The 18,258-nt window shown below is 73.5% G+C and carries 20 protein-coding genes; 12 read left to right on the top strand and 8 right to left on the bottom strand.

All coding sequences use genetic code 11. From position 1 onward, the window contains the following. Positions 1-107 precede the first annotated feature (107 nt). Complete coding sequence (locus tag ACFPL3_RS08320; protein ID WP_343943243.1) at positions 108-569, bottom strand: protein-tyrosine phosphatase family protein; 462 nt, start codon at positions 567-569, stop codon at positions 108-110. Next, positions 566-961, bottom strand: coding sequence for a helix-turn-helix domain-containing protein (locus ACFPL3_RS08315; protein ID WP_343943244.1), 396 nt, complete (start codon positions 959-961; stop codon positions 566-568). Before ACFPL3_RS08315 ends, ACFPL3_RS08320 begins: the two co-directional genes overlap by 4 nt. 130 nt (positions 962-1,091) lie before the next feature. On the opposite strand from ACFPL3_RS08315, the gene ACFPL3_RS08310 reads away from it, so the two are divergent. The 8 genes from ACFPL3_RS08310 (at position 1,092) to ACFPL3_RS08275 (ending at position 8,204) form a co-directional block, all read left to right on the top strand. After that, positions 1,092-1,778 (top strand): AzlC family ABC transporter permease, encoded by a 687-nt coding sequence (locus tag ACFPL3_RS08310; protein ID WP_343943245.1) that lies wholly within the window; start codon positions 1,092-1,094, stop codon positions 1,776-1,778. Next, positions 1,775-2,095 (top strand): AzlD domain-containing protein, encoded by a 321-nt coding sequence (locus tag ACFPL3_RS08305; RefSeq protein ID WP_343943246.1) that lies wholly within the window; start codon positions 1,775-1,777, stop codon positions 2,093-2,095. The genes ACFPL3_RS08310 and ACFPL3_RS08305 overlap by 4 nt, the downstream gene beginning before the upstream one ends. Before the next feature lie 78 nt (positions 2,096-2,173). Beyond that, complete coding sequence (locus tag ACFPL3_RS08300) at positions 2,174-2,431, top strand: hypothetical protein (RefSeq protein WP_343943247.1); 258 nt, start codon at positions 2,174-2,176, stop codon at positions 2,429-2,431. Between the two features lie 54 nt (positions 2,432-2,485). Continuing rightward, complete coding sequence (locus ACFPL3_RS08295) at positions 2,486-5,440, top strand: AfsR/SARP family transcriptional regulator (RefSeq protein ID WP_343943248.1); 2,955 nt, start codon at positions 2,486-2,488, stop codon at positions 5,438-5,440. Between the two features lie 7 nt (positions 5,441-5,447). After that, complete coding sequence (locus ACFPL3_RS08290; protein WP_343943249.1) at positions 5,448-6,269, top strand: class I SAM-dependent methyltransferase; 822 nt, start codon at positions 5,448-5,450, stop codon at positions 6,267-6,269. Between the two features lies 1 nt (position 6,270). Then, positions 6,271-7,410, top strand: coding sequence for an acyl-CoA dehydrogenase family protein (locus ACFPL3_RS08285; protein ID WP_343943250.1), 1,140 nt, complete (start codon positions 6,271-6,273; stop codon positions 7,408-7,410). Between the two features lie 72 nt (positions 7,411-7,482). Continuing rightward, complete coding sequence (locus tag ACFPL3_RS08280) at positions 7,483-7,857, top strand: YidH family protein (RefSeq protein WP_343943251.1); 375 nt, start codon at positions 7,483-7,485, stop codon at positions 7,855-7,857. Beyond that, entirely contained in the window at positions 7,854-8,204 is a 351-nt protein-coding gene (locus tag ACFPL3_RS08275; RefSeq protein ID WP_343943252.1) for a DUF202 domain-containing protein, read from the top strand. The genes ACFPL3_RS08280 and ACFPL3_RS08275 overlap by 4 nt, the downstream gene beginning before the upstream one ends. Here the strand turns inward: ACFPL3_RS08275 and ACFPL3_RS08270 are convergent, their stop codons facing one another. After that, the gene (locus ACFPL3_RS08270; RefSeq protein ID WP_343943253.1) at positions 8,205-8,849 is read right to left on the bottom strand and encodes a TetR/AcrR family transcriptional regulator; all 645 of its coding nucleotides are present in this window, start codon (positions 8,847-8,849) and stop codon (positions 8,205-8,207) included. 53 nt (positions 8,850-8,902) lie between these two features. Here ACFPL3_RS08270 and ACFPL3_RS08265 point away from each other — a divergent pair, with 53 nt between their 5' ends. The 4 genes from ACFPL3_RS08265 to ACFPL3_RS08250 all read left to right on the top strand — a co-directional run bounded on the left by ACFPL3_RS08265 (position 8,903) and on the right by ACFPL3_RS08250 (position 11,918). Beyond that, complete coding sequence (locus ACFPL3_RS08265) at positions 8,903-9,802, top strand: LLM class flavin-dependent oxidoreductase (RefSeq protein ID WP_343943254.1); 900 nt, start codon at positions 8,903-8,905, stop codon at positions 9,800-9,802. Beyond that, positions 9,799-10,713 (top strand): NADP-dependent oxidoreductase, encoded by a 915-nt coding sequence (locus ACFPL3_RS08260; protein ID WP_343943255.1) that lies wholly within the window; start codon positions 9,799-9,801, stop codon positions 10,711-10,713. The genes ACFPL3_RS08265 and ACFPL3_RS08260 overlap by 4 nt, the downstream gene beginning before the upstream one ends. Positions 10,714-10,828: 115 nt before the next feature. After that, entirely contained in the window at positions 10,829-11,344 is a 516-nt protein-coding gene (locus ACFPL3_RS08255) for a MauE/DoxX family redox-associated membrane protein (protein WP_343943256.1), read from the top strand. 49 nt (positions 11,345-11,393) lie between these two features. Next, positions 11,394-11,918, top strand: coding sequence for a peroxiredoxin family protein (locus tag ACFPL3_RS08250; RefSeq protein ID WP_343943257.1), 525 nt, complete (start codon positions 11,394-11,396; stop codon positions 11,916-11,918). A gap of 350 nt (positions 11,919-12,268) precedes the next feature. Here ACFPL3_RS08250 and ACFPL3_RS08245 read toward each other — a convergent pair whose 3' ends face one another. The 5 genes from ACFPL3_RS08245 to ACFPL3_RS08225 all read right to left on the bottom strand — a co-directional run bounded on the left by ACFPL3_RS08245 (position 12,269) and on the right by ACFPL3_RS08225 (position 18,258). Next, on the bottom strand, positions 12,269-14,191 hold the full coding sequence (locus ACFPL3_RS08245) for an ABC transporter ATP-binding protein (protein ID WP_343943259.1): 1,923 nt from the start codon (positions 14,189-14,191) through the stop codon (positions 12,269-12,271). A 128-nt stretch (positions 14,192-14,319) separates the two neighbouring features. Further along, on the bottom strand, positions 14,320-15,306 hold the full coding sequence (locus tag ACFPL3_RS08240) for a hypothetical protein (RefSeq protein WP_343943260.1): 987 nt from the start codon (positions 15,304-15,306) through the stop codon (positions 14,320-14,322). Positions 15,307-15,424: 118 nt separating this feature from the next. Beyond that, entirely contained in the window at positions 15,425-16,690 is a 1,266-nt protein-coding gene (locus tag ACFPL3_RS08235) for a flavin-dependent oxidoreductase (RefSeq protein ID WP_343943261.1), read from the bottom strand. Continuing rightward, positions 16,687-17,163: a chorismate--pyruvate lyase family protein gene (locus ACFPL3_RS08230; protein WP_343943262.1), complete on the bottom strand. Its 477-nt coding sequence runs from the start codon at positions 17,161-17,163 to the stop codon at positions 16,687-16,689. Before ACFPL3_RS08230 ends, ACFPL3_RS08235 begins: the two co-directional genes overlap by 4 nt. Positions 17,164-17,553: 390 nt before the next feature. Next, on the bottom strand, positions 17,554-18,258 hold the full coding sequence (locus tag ACFPL3_RS08225; RefSeq protein WP_343943263.1) for a hypothetical protein: 705 nt from the start codon (positions 18,256-18,258) through the stop codon (positions 17,554-17,556).

The following is an 18,258-nucleotide window of genomic DNA, read 5'->3' as shown; positions in this document are numbered from 1 at the left end:
CCGCTCACACCCGGGACGTCGAGACGGGCGGGCCGTCCTCGACATGGTCACCGAAAAAATGTCGCCGAAAAATGTCGCCGAGACCTCGGGAACGGACGGCGGCGACGTCACCGGTGCTCGGAGAACCAGCCGATCCAGCGCCGCTGACCGGGCGTCTCCACCGCCCGCGGCCGGTAGTGGCTTCGCGTCCACGCCACCGCGTCACCGGCCGGGTGGCCAGCGAGCACGGCCATGCAGGCGATCACGGTGCCCGTGCGGCCCGTGCCGCCGGTGCAGGCGACCTCGACGCGCTCCCCCGATCGCGCCCGCCCGTACGCCTCCGCGATCCGGGCCGCCGCCTCGCCCGGGTGGCGCGGCGTGCGGAAGTCGGGCCAGTCGATCCAGGCCGCAGGCCACTCGGGTCGCCACTCCTCGCGGCGGCCGGCGAGCAGGCGCGGGCGGCCGGGCGGACGCCCGAGGTAGAGGCCGAACTCGGGTGACGGGCCGGGCGGCAGCGGCTCCCGGCGGCCCCTCCCCCGCACGAGCGTGCCGTCGGGCAGCGCGATCGCCCCGGTGAGCGGGCCGGTCACGCCGCCTCCTGCGCCATCGCCCCGACGAGGCGCAGCAGCTCGGCGCTCGCCTCGACCGATCCGACGACGATCACCTTGAGCCGGTCGCGTTCCGGCTCGTGCACGACGTCCACGTGGGGCGCCCCCGCCGGCGCGGGCAGCCCGGTGATGAAGCCGGCCAGCCGCTGCGCCGTGGCGGCGTCGATGCCGTCGACGTCGACGACACTCGTGACCGCGACCTGCCGCGGCCGGGCCGGGCCGCCGGTGAGGGCCTGCAGGTCGGCGTGGGAGACCCGGTACTGCTTGCCGATGCGCACCGCACCCAGCCGGCCGTCGCGCACGTAGCCGCGCACGGTGCGGACGTGCAGGCCGAGCCGGTCGGCGACGTCCTCCAGGGTGTACCACTCACTCATGTTCCGCATCATTCCCTATCACGAGCGAATAGGGAGTGATGGGTAACGATGCCGCGATAGCAGGCCGCTGACCTGCGAATTTCACGAGCGCGGCAGAGCTGCCGACAAAGCGGTGCCCACCATCAGCCACATGACCCGCACAACCACCACCGGCGGACTGCGCGCCGCCCGCGACACGATCCCGGTCGCGCTGAGCATCGCGCCGTTCGCCCTCGTGGTCGGCGCGACCGGAACCCAGCTCGGCGTGCCGCCTCTCGCCGACATGGCCGCGGCGGCCACCGTGTTCGCCGGCGCCGCCCACTTCGCCCCGCTGACGATGTTCGCGGCGGGCGCGGGTGTGCTCGCCGCGCTGGGCGCGGCCGTGCTGATCAACGCCCGCCTGCTGCTGTACTCCACGGCGCTGGAGCCGCGGTTCCGCGGCCAGCCGCGCTGGTTCCGCTGGCTCGGCCCCGCCCTGCTGATCGACCAGACGTACCTGATGGTCCTGGCCCGCGACGACCTCGACGACCCGGCGCGGTTCCGCCGCTACTGGCTGGTGGGCGGCGGGCTGCTGCTCTCCTCCTGGGTCGCGCTGGTCGGGCTCGGCGGGGTGCTCGGCCCCTTCCTCCCGGCCGGCTCCCCGCTGGACGCCGCCGGGGTCGTGGTGCTGGCCGGGATGCTCGGGCCACGGCTCACCGCCGTGCGCCCGCTCCTCGTCGCGCTCACCGCGCTGCTCGTCGCCACCGCGGCAGCGCCACTGCCCGGTGGCGTCGGGCTGATCGCCGGCATCGCCGCCGGGATCGCCGCGGGCGCCCTGCTCGACCGGGTGCCGTCATGAACGCCCTCGCGATCGTCGCGACCCTGGTGGCGGCGGGCGCCGTGTCCTGGCTCCTGCGCGTCATCCCGATCACGCTGCTGCCCGCGGCCCGGCTCCCGGCCCCGGCGCGGCGGCTGCTCGACCACGCGGCGCCCGCGGCCATCGCGGCGATGGTGGGCGCCGGGATCGCGGGCGGCAACGCCCTGCCCGAGCTCGCGGCCCGGCTACCGGTGCTGCTCGGCGCGCTCGTCGCCGGCGTGATCGCGTGGCGGCGCCGGGGCCTCGTCCTCCCGGTCGTCGCCGGGCTGGCGGTGGCCGGCGCGCTCACCGCCCTCTGAGCGCACAGCGGCAACTCGTTCGGGGTCGGGGCCAACCACCACCGAACCGCAGGCGTCTTCAGGAACGGAGGTACTGCCATGACCACCATGACGCTCACCCTCACCGGCCGCGACCGGGCGCTGCTGCGCGCCGTGGCCGCAGGCCGGTGCGACATCGCCCCCGCGGGCACCCCCGACCTGCGCGTCGACGGCCGCTGGTTCTGCGACCAGCCCCGCGCGCACGCCCTCATCGCCGCCGGGTTGCTGGCCCGGGCCGCCGGGGCATCGGCGAGAGCCCTGCTCACCGGCGCGGGCCGGGCCGCGCTCGAACGCGGGGACGAGCGCGCTGCCGCCTGACGGGCGCTTCTCCCGCGGGCCGCCGCGGCGCAGACTTGAGTCGGCGGTGGCGCGATGACGATGGAGTTCCGGCTGCTCGGCGGCGTCGAGGCGTACCTCGACGGGAGCCCGGTCGACACCGGGCACACCCGTCAGCGCACCGTGCTCGCGGCCCTGCTGGTCGACGTGGGCCGCCCCGTGCCGACCGACCGGCTCATCGACCGCGTGTGGGCGGACCGGCCGCCCTACCGCGCCCGCAACGCCCTGTCGGCCTACGTCTCGCGGCTGCGCGGCCTGCTCACCGGCCTCGACGGCGTGCGGATCACCCGTGGACCGGGCGGCTACCTCCTCAGCACCGACCCGCTGACCGTCGACCTGCACCTGTTCCGCCACCTGGTCGCCCGCGCACGATCGGCCGAGCACCCCGCCACGGCGGCCGCCCTGTTCACCCAGGCGCTGGACCTGTGGCGCGGCGAACCGTTCCCGGCCGTCGACGCGCCGTGGTTCGCCGACCTCCGCACGGCGTTGGAGGCGGAGCGGCTCGCCGCCGTGCTCGACCGCAACGACGCGGCGCTGGCTGCCGGCCGCCACACCGAGCTCCTCCCCGAGATCGAGACCGCGGCCGCGGCGCACCCGCTCGACGAACGCCTGGCGGGGCAGCTCATGCTCGCCCAGTACCGCAGCGGGCGGCAGCCCGACGCGCTCGCGACCTACCGGCGGATCCGCGACCGCCTCGTCGAGGAGCTGGGCAGCGAACCGGGCCCCGAGCTGCGCCGCGTCCACCAGCGGATCCTCGAGGCCGACCCGGGCGCGCCGCCCGCGGGGCCCGCGGCCGGGCGGGCTCGGAGCACTCTCGAGCGGCGCCCCACCCGGTTCCTCGGGCGCGCCGAGGACGTCCGGCGCGTCGACGCGGCCGGGCGGGAGGGCCCGCTGGTGACCCTCACCGGGGTCGGTGGGGTCGGTAAGACCCGCCTCGCCGTCGAGGCCGCCCACCGGATCGGCGACCGGTTCCCCGACGGCGTGCGGCTCTGCGAGCTGGCGGCGTTGTCCGACGGCGCCGCCGTGGGGCACGCCGTGGCCCGTGCCCTCGGCGTGCAGCAGCAACAGGGGCTCGGCATCGAACAGACCGTCACCGACTACCTCGAGGGTCGCGCGCTGCTCCTCGTACTGGACAACTGCGAGCACGTCCTCGACGCCGCGGCGCGGGTCGTCGACCGGATCGTGCACCACTGCCCGGCGGTGGTGGTGCTCGCCACGAGCCGGGAGCCGCTCGGCGTCGAGGGCGAGCAGGTCCTCCCGGTGCACCCGCTCCCCGAGGCCGACGCGGCCGCGCTGTTCGCCGACCGGGCCAAGGCGCACCGTCCGGGGTTCGGCCTGGACCACGACGTCGAGGAGGCGGTCGGCGAGATCTGCAGGCGGCTCGACGGCCTGCCCCTCGCCATCGAGCTCGCGGCGGCCCGGATCCGGGCGATGTCGGCCACCGAGCTCGCGCAGCGGCTCGACACCTCGCGGCTGGTGCGCACCGCCCGCGGCGCGGACCCGCGCCACCAGAGCCTCGTCGCCGCGATCGACTGGTCCTACCGGCTGCTCTCCGCGCCGGAGCGCGCGCTGTTCGCCCGGCTGTCGCTGTTCGCGGGCGGTTTCGACCTCGACGCCGCGCACGGCGTGTGCGCCGACCCGGGGACCACCGAGGACGACACCCTCGACCTGCTGGTCGGGCTCGTCGACAAGTCCATGGTCATTCCGCGCGACGGGCCGGGCCGCTCCCGTTACCTCGTGCTGGAGACGCTGCGCGCGTACGGGCGCGAGCGCCTCGCGGAGGTCGGGCCGGCCGACCGGTTCGCCCGGCGGCACGCCGAGTACTTCACCGCGCTCGCCGAGCGGGGCGCCCGGGCCGTGCAGGGGCCGGACGAACGGATCTGGGTGGAGCGGGTGCTGCCCGACATCGACAACCTGCGCGCCGCGTTCGAGCGCACCGTGGCCGACGCGGACGCCGACCTCGCCCTGCGGCTGGTCACCGCGCTCCCCGAGCTCGCGCACCTGCGCCTGGGCTACGAGTCCGCGCGGTGGGCCGAGCGCGCGCTCGACCTCGCCGACCCCGGACACCCGCTGTTCGCGGCAGCAGCAGGCGCGGCGGCGCGCGGCGCGTGGAACCGCGGAGACTTCGCGCGCGCCCGCTCGCTCGCCGGCCGGGCGCACGGACGGGTGCCGGGGCGCGGCACGGGCCGGGTGGCCTACCCCGCCGACATCCTCGCCGACGTGGCCCTCTACGAGGGCGACGCCACCACGGCCCTGCAGCACTACCGCGCCGAGGTGGAGCGGGCCCGCCGCGACGACGACCCGATCCGGCTGGTCTGGACCCTCTACTACGTCGCGGTGTGCCAGGCCGTCCTGCGCACACCCGAGGCCGGGCTGGCGGCCGCACAGGAAGCGGTGCGGGTGGCGGAGCCGACCGCCAACCCCACCGCCAGGTCGATGGCCCGCTACGCGCTCGGCCTCGTGCTGAAGAAGTCCGACCCGGACCGCGCCCTGGCGCTGTTCGAGGAGGCGGGAGAGCTCGCGTCCTCGGTGCGCAACTTCTGGTGGCACGGCATCGCGCTGATGGAGGCCGCCGCCACCCGGGCCGTGCACGCCGATCCGCACCGCGCGTGCCAGGACTTCCTCGGCGTCCTCGACCACTGGGAACGTGTCGGCGACTGGAGCCAACAGTGGATCGCCCTGCGGTACGTCGTGCGCCTGCTGGCCCGCGTCGGCACCGCGGCGGACGCCGTCGCGCTGCACGCCGCGCTCCTCGCCGCGGGGAGGCCGTCCCCGCTCGACGCGGCCCGGCTCGCCGACCTCGCCCGCGCGCTGGGCGAGGAGCGGTACGCGGCCGCGACGGCGGCGGGGGCGCTGCTGTCCGGATCGATGGTCGTGTCGCATGCCCGCGCCGCGCTCGCCCAGCCTGACCAGCGGATTTCACGGCAGCCGAAACAGCGCCGATGCGGGGACGCGCAGGCTTGCGGCACCCAGGAAATCCCGTCTCTGTGAGGACGACATGACCGAGACCGTGCAGAACACCGACCGCGAGCTCAAGGCCAAGCACCGGGCGCTGTGGGCGTCCGGCGACTACGCGACCGTGGCGGCGGAGCTCATCCCCGAGCTCGGCCAGGTGCTGGTGGAGGCCACCGGCGTGCGCGCGGGCCGGCGGGTGCTCGACGTCGCCGCGGGATCCGGCAACGCGGCCATCCCGGCCGCAGCCACGGGAGCCGACGTCGTCGCGTCGGACCTGACGCCCGAGCTCTTCGACGCGGGCAGGCGGATCGCCGCCGAGCGGGGCGTCGAGCTCACGTGGACCGAGGCCGACGCGGAGGCCATGCCCTTCGGCGACGACGAGTTCGACGTGGTGCTGTCCTGCGTCGGGGCCATGTTCGCCCCGCGGCACCAGAAGGTGGCCGACGAGCTGGTCCGGGTGACGCGCCCGGGCGGGACGATCGGCTTGATCAACTGGACGCCGCAGGGGTTCATCGGGCAGTTGTTCGCGACGATGGGCCCCTACGCGCCGCCACCGCCGCCCGGCGCCACCCCGCCGCCGAAGTGGGGCGACGAGGAGCACGTCCGCGGGCTGTTCGACGACCGGGTCGCGGACCTGGAGATGCAGCGCCGCACCGTGCGGATGAAGCGCCACACCGATCCGCTCGAGTTCCGCGAGTACTGGAAGCGCAACTACGGCCCGACGATCGCCGTGTACAAGTTCAACGCCGACCGGCCGGACCGGATCGCAGCGCTCGACCGCGACTTCCTCGAGTTCCTCACGTCCACGAGCACCGGCGCCGGTTGGGACGCCGAGTACCTGCTCGTCACCGCCCGGAAGCGGTGAGATGACCGCGACGGCACCCGCGCCGCTCGCCGCCCTCGAGCTGCTCGTGCCGCGCATCGAGCAGACCAGGGCGGCGAGCGCGGCGCAGCGGCGGCTCCCCGACGAGCTCGCCCGCTCCATGGCCGAGGCCGGGCTGTTCGCCCTGCTCGTCCCGCGCGCGCTCGGCGGGCTCGAGCTGGACCCGCTCGCCGCCGCCGACGTGGTGGAGGCCGCGTCCCGGGTGGACGGCTCGGCCGGGTGGGCGATCATGATCGGCGCCCAGTCCGCGTGGTTCGCGGCGTTCCTGCCACCGCAGGTCGCCGCGCAGGTCGTCGGCAGGCCGGCGGCCACGCTGGCCGGCGTGCTGCGCCCCGGCGGCCGCGCCGTCCGGGTCGACGGCGGTTACCGGGTGAGCGGGCGGTGGGGCTTCGCGAGCGGCTGCACCTACGCCGACCACCTGTACGGCACGTGCGTGGTGGAGCAGGCCCGCGCCCTGCGGCTCGTCTACGTGCCCGCCGGCGCGGCCACGGTGCACGACACCTGGCGTTCCGTCGGGTTGCGCGCCACGGGCAGCCACGACTTCTCGCTCCACGACGTCACCGTCGCCGACGACTGGACCCTGCCGATGCCGGCACCGGGCACGGCACCGCACGACGGGCCGCTGTACCGCGACGGCTACCAGAACCTCGTCTTCGTGCTGCAGGCCGCGCAGGCGCTCGGGGTGGCCCGCGGAGCGCTCGGCGCGTTCATCGAGGTCGCGGAGGGCACCACCCGCTGGCTGAGCGGGGCGGTACTGCGCGACCGGCCGATGGTGCAGATCACGGCGGCGCGGGCCGAGGCGAAGGTCGCCTCCGCCCGGGCGTGGCTGCGGGAGGCGGTGGCGCAGGTGTGGGCGACCATCCTGGCCGGCGACCCGCCCAGCCGGGAGCAGCGGATCCGGGTGCGCCTCGCGATCACGCACGCGATCTCGGCCGCCGTGGGGGTCGCCGACGTCCTGCAGCAGGTGGCGGGCGCGACCGCGGTGGCGGAGGACCACCCGCTGCAACGGCGCTTCCAGGACCTGCGCACCGCCGCGGCGCACGTCCAGGCGGCGCCGAGCATCTTCGAGCTGGCCGGAGGCCTGCTCCTCGGCGCCGACGTGCCCGAGTCCGTGCTCCTGTGACCAGGAGATCTCCGTCTCACGAGCTGGGAGATCGTTCGATATGACCGGACATTGTGGTGCAGACTGGCGGTGATGAGCAGTCCGGTGGCGTCCCGTCGCTTCCCTCGCTGGGTGTTCGGCGAGGGCAGCGAACCCGACCCGCGATTCACGCTCGCCAACGAGCGCACGTTCCTCGCGTGGATCCGCACCGCGCTCGCCCTGATCGCCTGCGGCGTCGCGCTCGAGGCCGTCGCCCCACCCATGCAGCCCCAGCTCCGGCTCACCGCCGCGGTGCTGCTGATCGTCCTGGGCCTGCTCACGCCGGTGCAGGCCTGGTTCGCCTGGAGCCGGGACGAGCGGGCGATGCGGCACGGCAGGCCGCTCACCGCGCCGTCGCTGATGGTCCCGCTGGCCGTCGGCACGGCGATCACGGGCGCGCTCCTCCTGGCGGCCCTGCTCCTGCGATGACCGGCGGGGCGCAGGTCTTCGACCCCGGGCTGCAGCCCGAGCGCACCGCGCTGGCCTGGCGGCGCACCGGCCTGGCCGTGGCCGTCGGGGCGATCGCCGGCACCCGCCTGCTGGTCCCGACGCTGGGCGCGGGCGCCGTGGTCATCGGGCTGCTCGGGCTGGGCCTGGCCGGGGCACTCGTCCTCGGGTCCACCCGCCGGGCCCGCCGGGCGCAGGCCTGCCTGCTCCAGGACGGCGACCTCGCCTCCGGGCCGGGCGGGAGGCTCGTGGCGGCCGTCTGCATCGCCTGCACCCTGACCGGTGTGGCCGCGCTCGTGGTGGTGGTGCTGGCGCACCTGGCACGGTGATCAGCTGCGCTGCCAGCGGGCGGCGTACGCGTCGGGGTCCGGCGGGCGACCCGGCAACGGATCGGTGTTGTGGGACCGCAGGCCGTCCAGCGCGATCGCCAGCAGGCGGCTGCGGTTGTTGTCGTCGTCGGCGGGCAGCGCGCCGCTCCCCCGCCGGCTGAACTGCTCGATCAGCAGGGCGATGTCGAGCGGTGTGACCCCGGCACGCAGCGCGCCGGCGCCGCGGGCGCGTGCGACGAGGGCGTTGATCACCCGGTCGCCGCGCTCGCTCGTCTCCCACATCTCCGGTGTCGTCTCGATCCGCCCGGCGATCGGAGCCAGGGCTCCCGAGCCGAAGGCGACGCAGTCGACGACGTACTGCCGCAATCCCGTCCACGGGTCCGCGCAGCGCAGCCCGGCCTCCGCGGCCTCGACGGCCTGCTCCATCGCGAGGACGCACAACCGCTGCAGCAGCGCCTCCTTCGTCGGGTACCGGCGGTAGAGGCTCCCCACCCCGCACCCGGCGCGCTCGGCGACGGCGGACACCGGTGCGTCGAATCCCTCGGTGGTGAACACCTCGCGCGCGGCCTCGAGCACGGCGCGATCGTTGCGCGCCGCCTCGTTGTACCTCCCCCGCTTGCGGGCGACCTCCGGTGTTCCGGTCATGGCACGACGCTACCCGCTTGTCGGATCGCAACGCTCCGATATAACTTGTCGGAGTGAATCACTCCGACAAGTTGCGGGTGGGCGTCATCCTCAACGACCTGGCAGTGGCCACCGGCCGCGAGATCGGTGACGCCGCGCGGTTCGCCGAGGAGCTCGGCATGGAAGCGGTGTTCATGGGCGATCACCTCGTGCCCGCGGTCCCGTACCCGGACAGCGTCACGGTGCTGGCCACCGCGGCCGCCGCCACGGAGCGGATCCGCGTCGGTTTCGGCGTGATGGTGCTCGCGCTGCGCCCCGTCGCGTGGGCGGCGAAGCAGGTCGCGGCCCTCCAGCAGATGAGCGCCGACCGGGTCGTCCTCGGCATCGGGTCCAGCGGTGAGATGCACGGTCGCGCCGCGTGGGACGCGGTCGGCGTGCCCTTCGACGAGCGCGGACGCCGCACGGACGAGTCGCTCGCGCTGCTCCCCGGGCTGATCGCGGGCAAGCCCACTCGGGTCGGGGGTGCGGAGATCACGATCGCCCCGTCGGCGTCGGTCCCGCCGATCTGGATCGGCGGGAACAGCACGGTGGCCATCCGCAGGGCCGCGCGGCACGGCGACGCCTGGTACCCCTCGATGATCACGCCCGAGAAGGTCGCCGCGAGTGCCCGACGGCTGGCCGAGCTCGCCGCCGAGGCCGGTCGACCGACGCCGGGCGTCGCCGTCGGCGGCACCGTCGCGCTCGGTCCGGACGCGTCCTCCGGGGTCGACGAGCTGGTGCGCGGCCTCCACGAGGGCTACGGCCTCCCGCTCGACGAGGCCCGGCGCGTGCCGATCACCGGCAGCCCGCAGCAGGTCGCCGATCGGTTGGCCGAGTACGCCGGAGCGGGCGTCCGGCACGTCGTCCTGGGCACCGCCGCCGGCGACTGGCGCCGGCAGTGGGAGCTCGTCGCGCAGGCGAGGGAGCTGCTGTGAGGGCCGCCGCGTTGACCTCGTTCGGGCCACCGGACGTCCTGCGCACGATGGAGGTGCCCGAGCCGCAGGCCGGACCGGGGCAGGTGCGCGTACGGGTCCGCGCCGCGGGCGTGCAGCCGTTCGACTGCCGGGTGCGGGCAGGTGGGTTCCCGCCCGGCCGGACGTTCGACATGCCGGTGATCCCCGGCAACGAGTTCGCCGGGGTGGTCGACCAGCTCGGCGACGGCGTCGACGGCGTCACCACCGGGACCGCGGTCGTCGGGTTCAGCACGCTCGGCAGCTACGCCGAGCACGTCGTGGTCGGCGCCGACCAGATCGCACCCAAGCCGGACGGCATGCCGTGGGAGGTCGCCGGAGCGTTCTCCGGCTCCGCGCAGGGCGCGCACATGGCGGTGGAGCAGATGGGCATCCGCCCCGGCGACACCGTCCTCGTCAACGGCGCAGCCGGCGCCCTGGGCACGATGGCGGTGCAGTTGGCGCGGCTGCGGGGCGCAGGCACCGTGATCGGCACCGCCCGGCCGGAGAACCACGACCACCTGCGCTCACTCGACGTCGTCCCGGTGACCTACGGCCCCGGCCTCGCCGACCGGATCAGGGCCGTCGCGCCCGGCGGCGTGGACGCGGCGCTCGGCTGGGAGGCCGACGGCCTGCGGGCGACCCTCGAGGTCACCGCGGACCCCGACCGCGTGGTCTCCATGGTGTTCTCCGACGAGGTCGCACAGCTCGGGATCCGCGAGTGGGCCGGCGTGCGGTCCACGGCCCGCCTCACCGAGATGCTCGCGTTCCACGAGGCGGGCGAGCTGCAGGTCCACGTCCGGCAGGCCTACCCGCTCGATCGCGCCGCCGATGCCCACCGTGACGTCGGGAGCGGCCACGGCCGCGGCAAGGTCGTGCTCGTCGTCGCGTCCTGAGAGCCGCCTCATATCGGGCGATGTTGAAACCTTTGATCATCCTCGGCTATCGTGCACACCCGCTGACAGCCGTCTCGCGCGCCGCGGGGCCTGAGGCCATCCGGAGCGCCGCCACGTGATCTACCTGCTGCTGACGAGCCAGTTCGTCACGGCCGGAGTGTTCGCGATGTCGGCCTACGGCAAGCTGCGGGAGCAGCAGGCGTTCGTGCTGTCGCTGGCCGGCTTCCACGTGCCGCCGCGGGTCCGTGTTCCGGTCGCGGCGGCGGTGACCGCCGCCGAGGTCGCCGTCGTCCCGCTCGCGCTGGTGCCGGCCACCGCGGTGGCCGGTCTGGCGCTCGGCGCGGTGTTGCTGTTCGGGTTCGCCGCCGTCATCGGCCTGACCCTGCGGCGCGGCAGCCGTCCACGCTGCCGCTGCTTCGGTGCGGTCGGGGCGCCGTTGCGGGGCGCGCACGTCGCCCGCAACCTCGTGCTCGCGGCGGTCGCCACCGCAGGCGCGATCCTCGCGGCGGCCCAGGCAGCGCCACCCACGATCGGCGCGTTCGTGGTCACCGGTGTGCTCGCCGCCGCCCTGCTCGCCGCCGTCGCCGGCTTCGACGACCTGGTCGAGGTCGTCGCTCCGCGTGCCGGCTGAGGCCGCGCGGCCGATGCCGCTGCCCTTGACTCGTTGAAGGAGTGTTCCCGTGGAACTCGTCGTGGTCGCCCTGGTGGTGCTGGGGGTCCTGGTGGTCGCCAACCTGCTGTTGACGGGCGCGATGGTGCGGCGGCTCGCCGCGCACGAGCGGAAGTTCGCCACGCTCGGGCCGGTCTTCGCCGGGCCAGGCGGCTTGCCCGCAGGCGCGAAGGTGCCGGCGTTCACCGGGGAGACGGTGGACGGCCGGACCGTGGACGAAGGCTTCCTCGGCGACAAGCCTGGCGTGATCGGGTTCTTCTCGACCACGTGCCCCGGGTGCCTGGAGCAGGCGCCCGACTTCGCCGCCGCGGTGGCGTCCGGGACGTCGGGGTTCGCCGTGGTGTCCGGTGACGGCGGCGACGAGCTGCTCCGCATGCTCGAGTCGGTGCCCGTGGTGCGGGAGCCGGACTCCGGTGGCCCGATCGCGTCCGCATTTGAAGTCGACACCTTCCCGTCGTTCTTCGTCGTCGAGGGCGACATGGTGATGTCGGCGGTCCTCTCGGTGGAAGAGACCCGCGAGTTGGTTGCGAAGTAGCCGGAAATCGGTCGCCGGTGCCCGGCTTGCAGCCGGCCGTCCATGATCGCTAGGGTGCATTCGCACCATTCACCACTAGAGGAGGTGACATCGAGTGAGTATGTTGTACCGAATCGCCGACCGCGTGCTCGCGAAGATCGCGCCGGAGATTCCGGCCGCCGCGTGCAGTGAGCGCAGCGTCTGCACCCGTTACAGCGATGGCTGCCACGTCCGGACCTGCTACTACGGCTGTGGGCGCCCCACCTTCTGCCGCAAGGGCATCGGCTGCGGGCCGCACTGCTAGCTGGTAGTTCGGCGGTAGTCGGACCCACTGATCCGTGGATTCGACTACCGCCGGTTCTGTGTGCGGACTACCGCCTCGGCCGGACGACCCGGATCGGTACCGTGGCCGGCTGGACGGCTCGGATCAGTTCCGTCGCCGCGTCGGCGTCGGCGTCATCGACCAGGTCGCCGTAGCCCGCGGCCTGCATCCGGAACAGCCCGGCGTAGATCCCGCCGCACGCCATGAGATCATCGTGTTTTCCCTGCTCAGCCAGCATGCCCTCGTCGAGGACGAGGATGTGTTGGGCGTCGCGGATGGTGCTCATCCGGTGCGAGATCAGCAGGCTCGTGCGACCCGCGCGGTGCCGCCGGATCTGCTCGTGGACGCGGGCCTCGGCCTCGGCGTCCAGCCCGGAGCTGGGTTCGTCCAGGATCATGAGATCCGGCTGGTCGCGGAAGAGCGCGCGGGCCAGTGCAAGCCGTTGCCACTGGCCGCCGGAAACGACGACGCCGGTCTCGGCATCCTCTTTGTCCGCCTCGCTCATGAACAGCCGCGAGAGCAGGGTCTGGTAACCGCGCGGCAGTTTCACCAGCTTGTCGTGGATTCCGGCCCGGCGGGCCGCGGTGACGATCCGATTGCGGTCGGTGAGACCGTCGAGGTCGCCGATCCCGATGTTCTCGGCAGCGGTCAGATCATATTCCATGTAGTCCTGGAACACACCCGCGAGCCTGCGCCGCAAGGTGTCCGGATCGAGCTCCCGAAGATCGATACCGTCCCAGTAGATGGCCCCCTTCGTGGGGTCGTAGAACCGGCAGAGCAATTTGACAAGAGTGGATTTTCCCGCGCCGTTGCGGCCGACGAGTCCGACGGCCCGGCCGTGCGGGATGTGCACGGAGATCCCGCGTAGCGCCCACGGGTGGTCGTCGCTGTAGCGGAACCACACGTCCCGCAGCTCGATGCCCCGCTGCATCGGCGGCGTGGGCCGCGGCCGGGCCGGCAACGGGAGGTCGGGTTCGGCCTCGACGATCCGCCGGTAGTGGTCGAACAGCAGCACCTGGTGGTGCGCTTCCGCGGAACCCGAGATCAGCCCGCCGACCGCACCCTGCACCGCCATGACACCGCCGACGAAGAGCGACACGTCGCCCACGGAGATCTCGCCCTGCGCGGCGGCGCGGATCGCCCAGATCAGCCCACCGCCGACGACCACGGCGCCCAGCAGCGACAGCCCGCCCTGGGTCCACGTCTCCCTGACGTCCATCGCGCGGCGCGCCGCGTCCGAGGCACGGCGTTCGGTCAGCATCCGCCCGCGCAGGAAGTCCGACAGCCCGTACAGCCGGACCTCCTTGGCGGCGTTCACCTCGGTCAGCAGGCTGCTGTAGAAGAATTCCCTGCGCTCGGCCGGGCCGAGCTGCCACTCCATCGCCCCGCGCTTGCGCGACAACCCGAGCTCGGCGAGCAGGACCGGGATCGACGAGGCGAGGACGATGGCTGTCATCACCGGGCTGACCACGACCAGCGTCCCGACGAACCCGGTGACGGTCATCGCGCCGCCGACCACCTGCAGGCCGGAGTTCACGACCGCGGCCGGGGCCCGGGTGCTGTTGTCCGCCAGGCGCAGCCGGTCGAGCGACTCCGGGTCCTCGAAACGGCCCAGCCCGATGAACCGCCCGACCGCCCGGTACAGCCGCTCGGTCGAGTAGAGGGAGGACGTCCGCTCGAGCTGGCCGGTCAGGTACCGGCTCACCTGCGGGACCACCGCCACCACGGCGCCCGCGACCGCGAGCGTGACCGCCCCCGCGACGAGATCGCCGAATGCCATCCCGGCGGCCACCCCGTCGAGGACGGTCTTGGTCAACCAGGCGACCAGGACCGGAGCTGCGGCCGCGGCCGCGGTCGCCAGGAGGTAGCCGAGCAGGGCGCCCGGTGCGGCCGACCACACGTGGGTGAACGCCAACCTGGCGTTGACCAGCATCTCCCGCCCGTTCGGCCGGGGAACGGCGCTATCCGCCACGAGGCGTCACATCCCGGAGGAGACTCCCGAGCAGGCGCGATCGGGGCGGCCGCGCATGGATGGTCATGCGAGGACGATAGATCGCGCCTGCGTCGGGAGAATGCGTCACCGAGCAGGCGCCCCGCAGGTCAGCCGGCCTTCCGGTAGACGAAGTCCTCGAGCGTGGTGAGGGTCTCGCCGCGGTTGTCGCGGTGCCGCAGGCAGTACTTGGTGGGGTACCAGCCGGAGCGCTGCCACGCCTGGGGAGCCTTGATGTCGGTGCAGGAGTCCTCGATCTCCCCGCTCCGCAGGCCGTTGTACTGCTCGAGGTTCACCATCGGCTCGTAGAAGGTGATCTTGCCGTTCCAGCTGCCGTAGATGAAGGTGCTGGTGAACTCGCCCCCGTTGAGCTCCGGGGTCTTCGTGTCCAGGAGGTGGTTGCCCATGGCCGGCTCGACGGCGTCCAGGTCGGCGTAGTCGGGGTGGCGGTACTTCTCCTCCGGGAGGATCTTGCCCAGCTTGTAGTCGTCGCAGTTGGTGAGCTGCGGGCACGGCCCGGGCCGGATCGCGGTCCGCTCCCGGTTGGGGTTCATGTAGAAGTGGACGTCGAAGTGCGCGGTGTCCCAGACACCCGGCGGGATGTGCCCCATGGGGTTCCAGTTCGCCAGCACGTAGGTGAAGGTGGTGTCCACCGCAGTGGTGAAGATCGGGTTCAGCGGGAGGGCCCGCTCGTGCCCGCCGGCGCACTCCATCTCACCGATCGTGCCGTCCTGGTCCTTGTCGTAGCACCACAGCTGGCTGGACATCGGGTGGTAGGGCAGCCCGTCGAAGGTGCTGTCCTCCGCAAGGAGCCCGATCACCTTCGGCTCGAGGCCCACGCTCTGCGAGAACGCCGTGACCTTGCCGTTCCCGAGCGACTCGCTCTTCCCGTACAGGGCGCACGGGCCCTCGTACGAGTCGGTGTCGGTCAGCAACTTGTCGGCCACCTGCCGCGGCACGCTGACCGTGAGCTCCACCGGGGTGCCCTTGAGCACCTTGCACATCGTGACCAACGGCCCGCGGGACGCGGCCTCACCGAACGCGGGCTGCGCGGTGGCCGGGATGGCCACACCTCCCAGCAGCAGGAACGTGACCACGCCGGCCGCGACTCTGCCGCGCCGGAGTGCACCTCCCAGCATTCGACCGACTCGAGTTCTCATTGCATCCTCCGGTGTTCGTCGTCATCGACCGGGCGAAATCGGGGTCGCCGGGCGATCAGTGGGTCATCACGGGCGTCCAGGAAGGACGCGAGTTGAGGGCCGCCACCTCGGAGCTCGTCGTGCGCCGGTAGGCCGCGGCGATCTCCTCGAGCTCCGGCACGGACAGGACGTCCTCGACGCGCGCGAACCCGTCCGGGGCCCGCTCGGCCACCGTGCGCAGGATCCGTTCGGGGCCGAGGGCGCGGTTGGCCAGGACGATCGCCGCGGTGGGTTCGCGCCGGTCGGCCTCGTAGCGCGCCAGCGCGGTGGGCGCGTCCGGCGCTGAGGCCAGGTGGTAGGCCAGCACCCGGGCGTCCATCACGGCCTGCGAGCCGCCGTTGGAGCCGATCGGGTACATGGGGTGCGCCGCGTCGCCGAGGAGGGTGATCCGGGAGGTGCCCCACCGGTCCAGCGGATCCCGGTCGACCATCGGGTACTCGAGGATGGGCTCGCTCGCCCGGATCAGCTCCGGCACGTCCAGCCAGCCGAGGTCCCAGTCCGCGTAGTGCGGGAGAACGTCGTCGAGGCGCCCGGCCGCGGTCCAGTCGGCGGGACGCGCATCCTCAGGGGCGGAGACCTCAGCGACCCAGTTGACGGTCACGGTGCCGTCGACCGTCGGCGAGATCGGGTAGACGACGAACTTCGCCACGGAGTTGCAGCCCGCCATGATCATGGTGCGTCCCGTGAGGAACGGGGCTCGTCGTGCGGTGCCCCGCCACATCCGGATGCCGCTGCGGACCGGAGGGCCCTCGTCCGGGTGCAGGTGCGCGCGGACGGCGGAGTGCAGGCCGTCCGCCCCGATCACGATGCTCGCGGGCTCCCGCCGCACCTCGCCGGTGACGCGGTCGCGCAGCGTCGCGATCACCGCATCCGCCGCCTCGTCCTCCCGGAGGCTCTCCAGTGCCGTACCGGCCCTGACCACGTGCGGTCCCAGCCGTTCCCGGACCGCACGCAGCAGCAGCATCTGCAGCTCGCCGCGGTGCACCGAGTACTGCGGCCACCGGTAGCCCGCGGCGAGGCCACGTGGTTCTCCCCAGATGCGGTTCCCGTGACGGTCGTAGTGGATCAGCTCCGCGGTCGCCACGCCGATCGCCGCGAGGTCGTCCCCCAGGCCGAGCTCGGTGAGCTCGCGTACGGCGTGCGGCTGCAGGTTGATGCCGACGCCCAGCGGGGCCAGCTCGTTCGCCCGGTCCACCAGGGTGCACCGGATTCCCGCGTGGTGGAGGCTGAGCGCGGTGGTCAACCCACCGATCCCCGCGCCGACGACCAGGACGTCGGTCACGGCTGCACCTCGGGCGCCGCGGAGTGGACGGCGTCCTCCATGTACTTCTCGTGCACCATGGCGACGGGGATCCCACCCACGTCCATGCGGGCCGTGACCTCGAAGAGCACCTCGGTCTCCTGGCCGCCCGCCCACGCCCGCCGGATCACCCTGAGCGTGTGCCGGCGCACCTGCAGCCGGGCCAGGATCAGCCCGAGCGGGGTGTCGGTCTCGCACAGCTCGGAGGCCTCCGCACGAGGCAGGCGGCTGAGCACGACGACCGACGTCGCCGCGGAGAGCACGGTGCCGCGCGAGTCCAGCAGGCACACCTCGCGGCGCTGCACCGGCGCGGCGCTCCACAGGTCGAGATCCGCGAACTCGGAATCGGCGAGCATCCCGTCCCGGCGGCTCACCACGCGGAGGTTGATCGGGCTGCCGGTCCAGCCCGAGAGCGTCTTCGTGGCGGAATCGGAGTCGCGCAGCAGCCTGATCAACCGGTCCTGATCCCGGCGGAGGCCTGTGCTGGATGCGGGGTGAGACATGCGAGTCCTTGGATTCAGTGGTCGGCCCACTCCGACGTCGGACACACAACTCGTCCCTGCGGAGCGAAAACGTCACCTCGAGTCGAGTTCCGTCATTGCGGAACGATTCCGATCGAGTTGATCAACGAGGCTACGACACGTCGGCAACGGCGATCTGAGCGTTCGGTCGTGATCTACAGCACATTTTTCCGCTGCCCCTGCTTTAATTCGCACATGCCGAGATCGCCGAGTGGCGACGAGCCTCCACCGGCGTGCTGACCTGCATAGATGCAGATTTAGGTGAGCATTAAGTTGTGCTTTGGAATGACCACCTCCGAGTGCTCGATGAATCCGCGGTGGCGGTCAGTTCCGCGCCGGCACACCCCGCTGCGCGGCGATCCGGGAACGGATCACCTCCGCGAATGCCGCGGCGCCGCACACGGGCACGACCAGCTCGCCGTCCCGGTGCCGGATCTCGAGAACGTCGCCGTCGCCCGCGAAGTACTGCCCGCCGCTGTCGAGCCGGATCCACGGGCCCTCATCCGGCCGGCCCGGGCGTACCGCCACGTCCCTCACGTCGTCGAGCCGGACAACGATCCCGATCGCGGTCCCCGGGCCGGGGCTCAGCACCACGACGATCTCCTGGCCGTTCAGTCGGACCTCGTCCGGCAACGCCCACGCGGGCACGCCCACCTGGTGGCGCGACCGGACCTTCTCGACCACCTCGACGGCCATCTCGCCGAGCTCCGGCCCCACCGGGTACCTCAGCGCTCGGGCGGCCAGCACCACGCAGGCCACCTGCGTCACGGCGAGGCCCACCGCCGGCAGCACCTGCGCCGATCCGCCGACGGCTGCACCGCTCACCAGCCCGAACGCCGCGGCGGTCGGCACGACCACGCCCAGCGCCCTCCGCAGCCAGCGGGCCGGCCGATGGCACACCGCATCACGGCGCTCCAGCCAGACGCCCGCGATCGGCGCCCCGATCACCAGCGCCACGGCGCACGTCGCCTCGACCGGTGCGACGCGGCCCCGGACGACCAACGTCAGCACCGCGACCACCGTCGCCAC

Source organism: Pseudonocardia zijingensis (assembly GCF_042657305.1).
GTDB classification, from domain to species: domain Bacteria; phylum Actinomycetota; class Actinomycetes; order Mycobacteriales; family Pseudonocardiaceae; genus Pseudonocardia; species Pseudonocardia zijingensis.
Note: the sequence above shows the minus strand (reverse complement) of the source record. Positions and strands in the feature narration are given on the sequence as shown.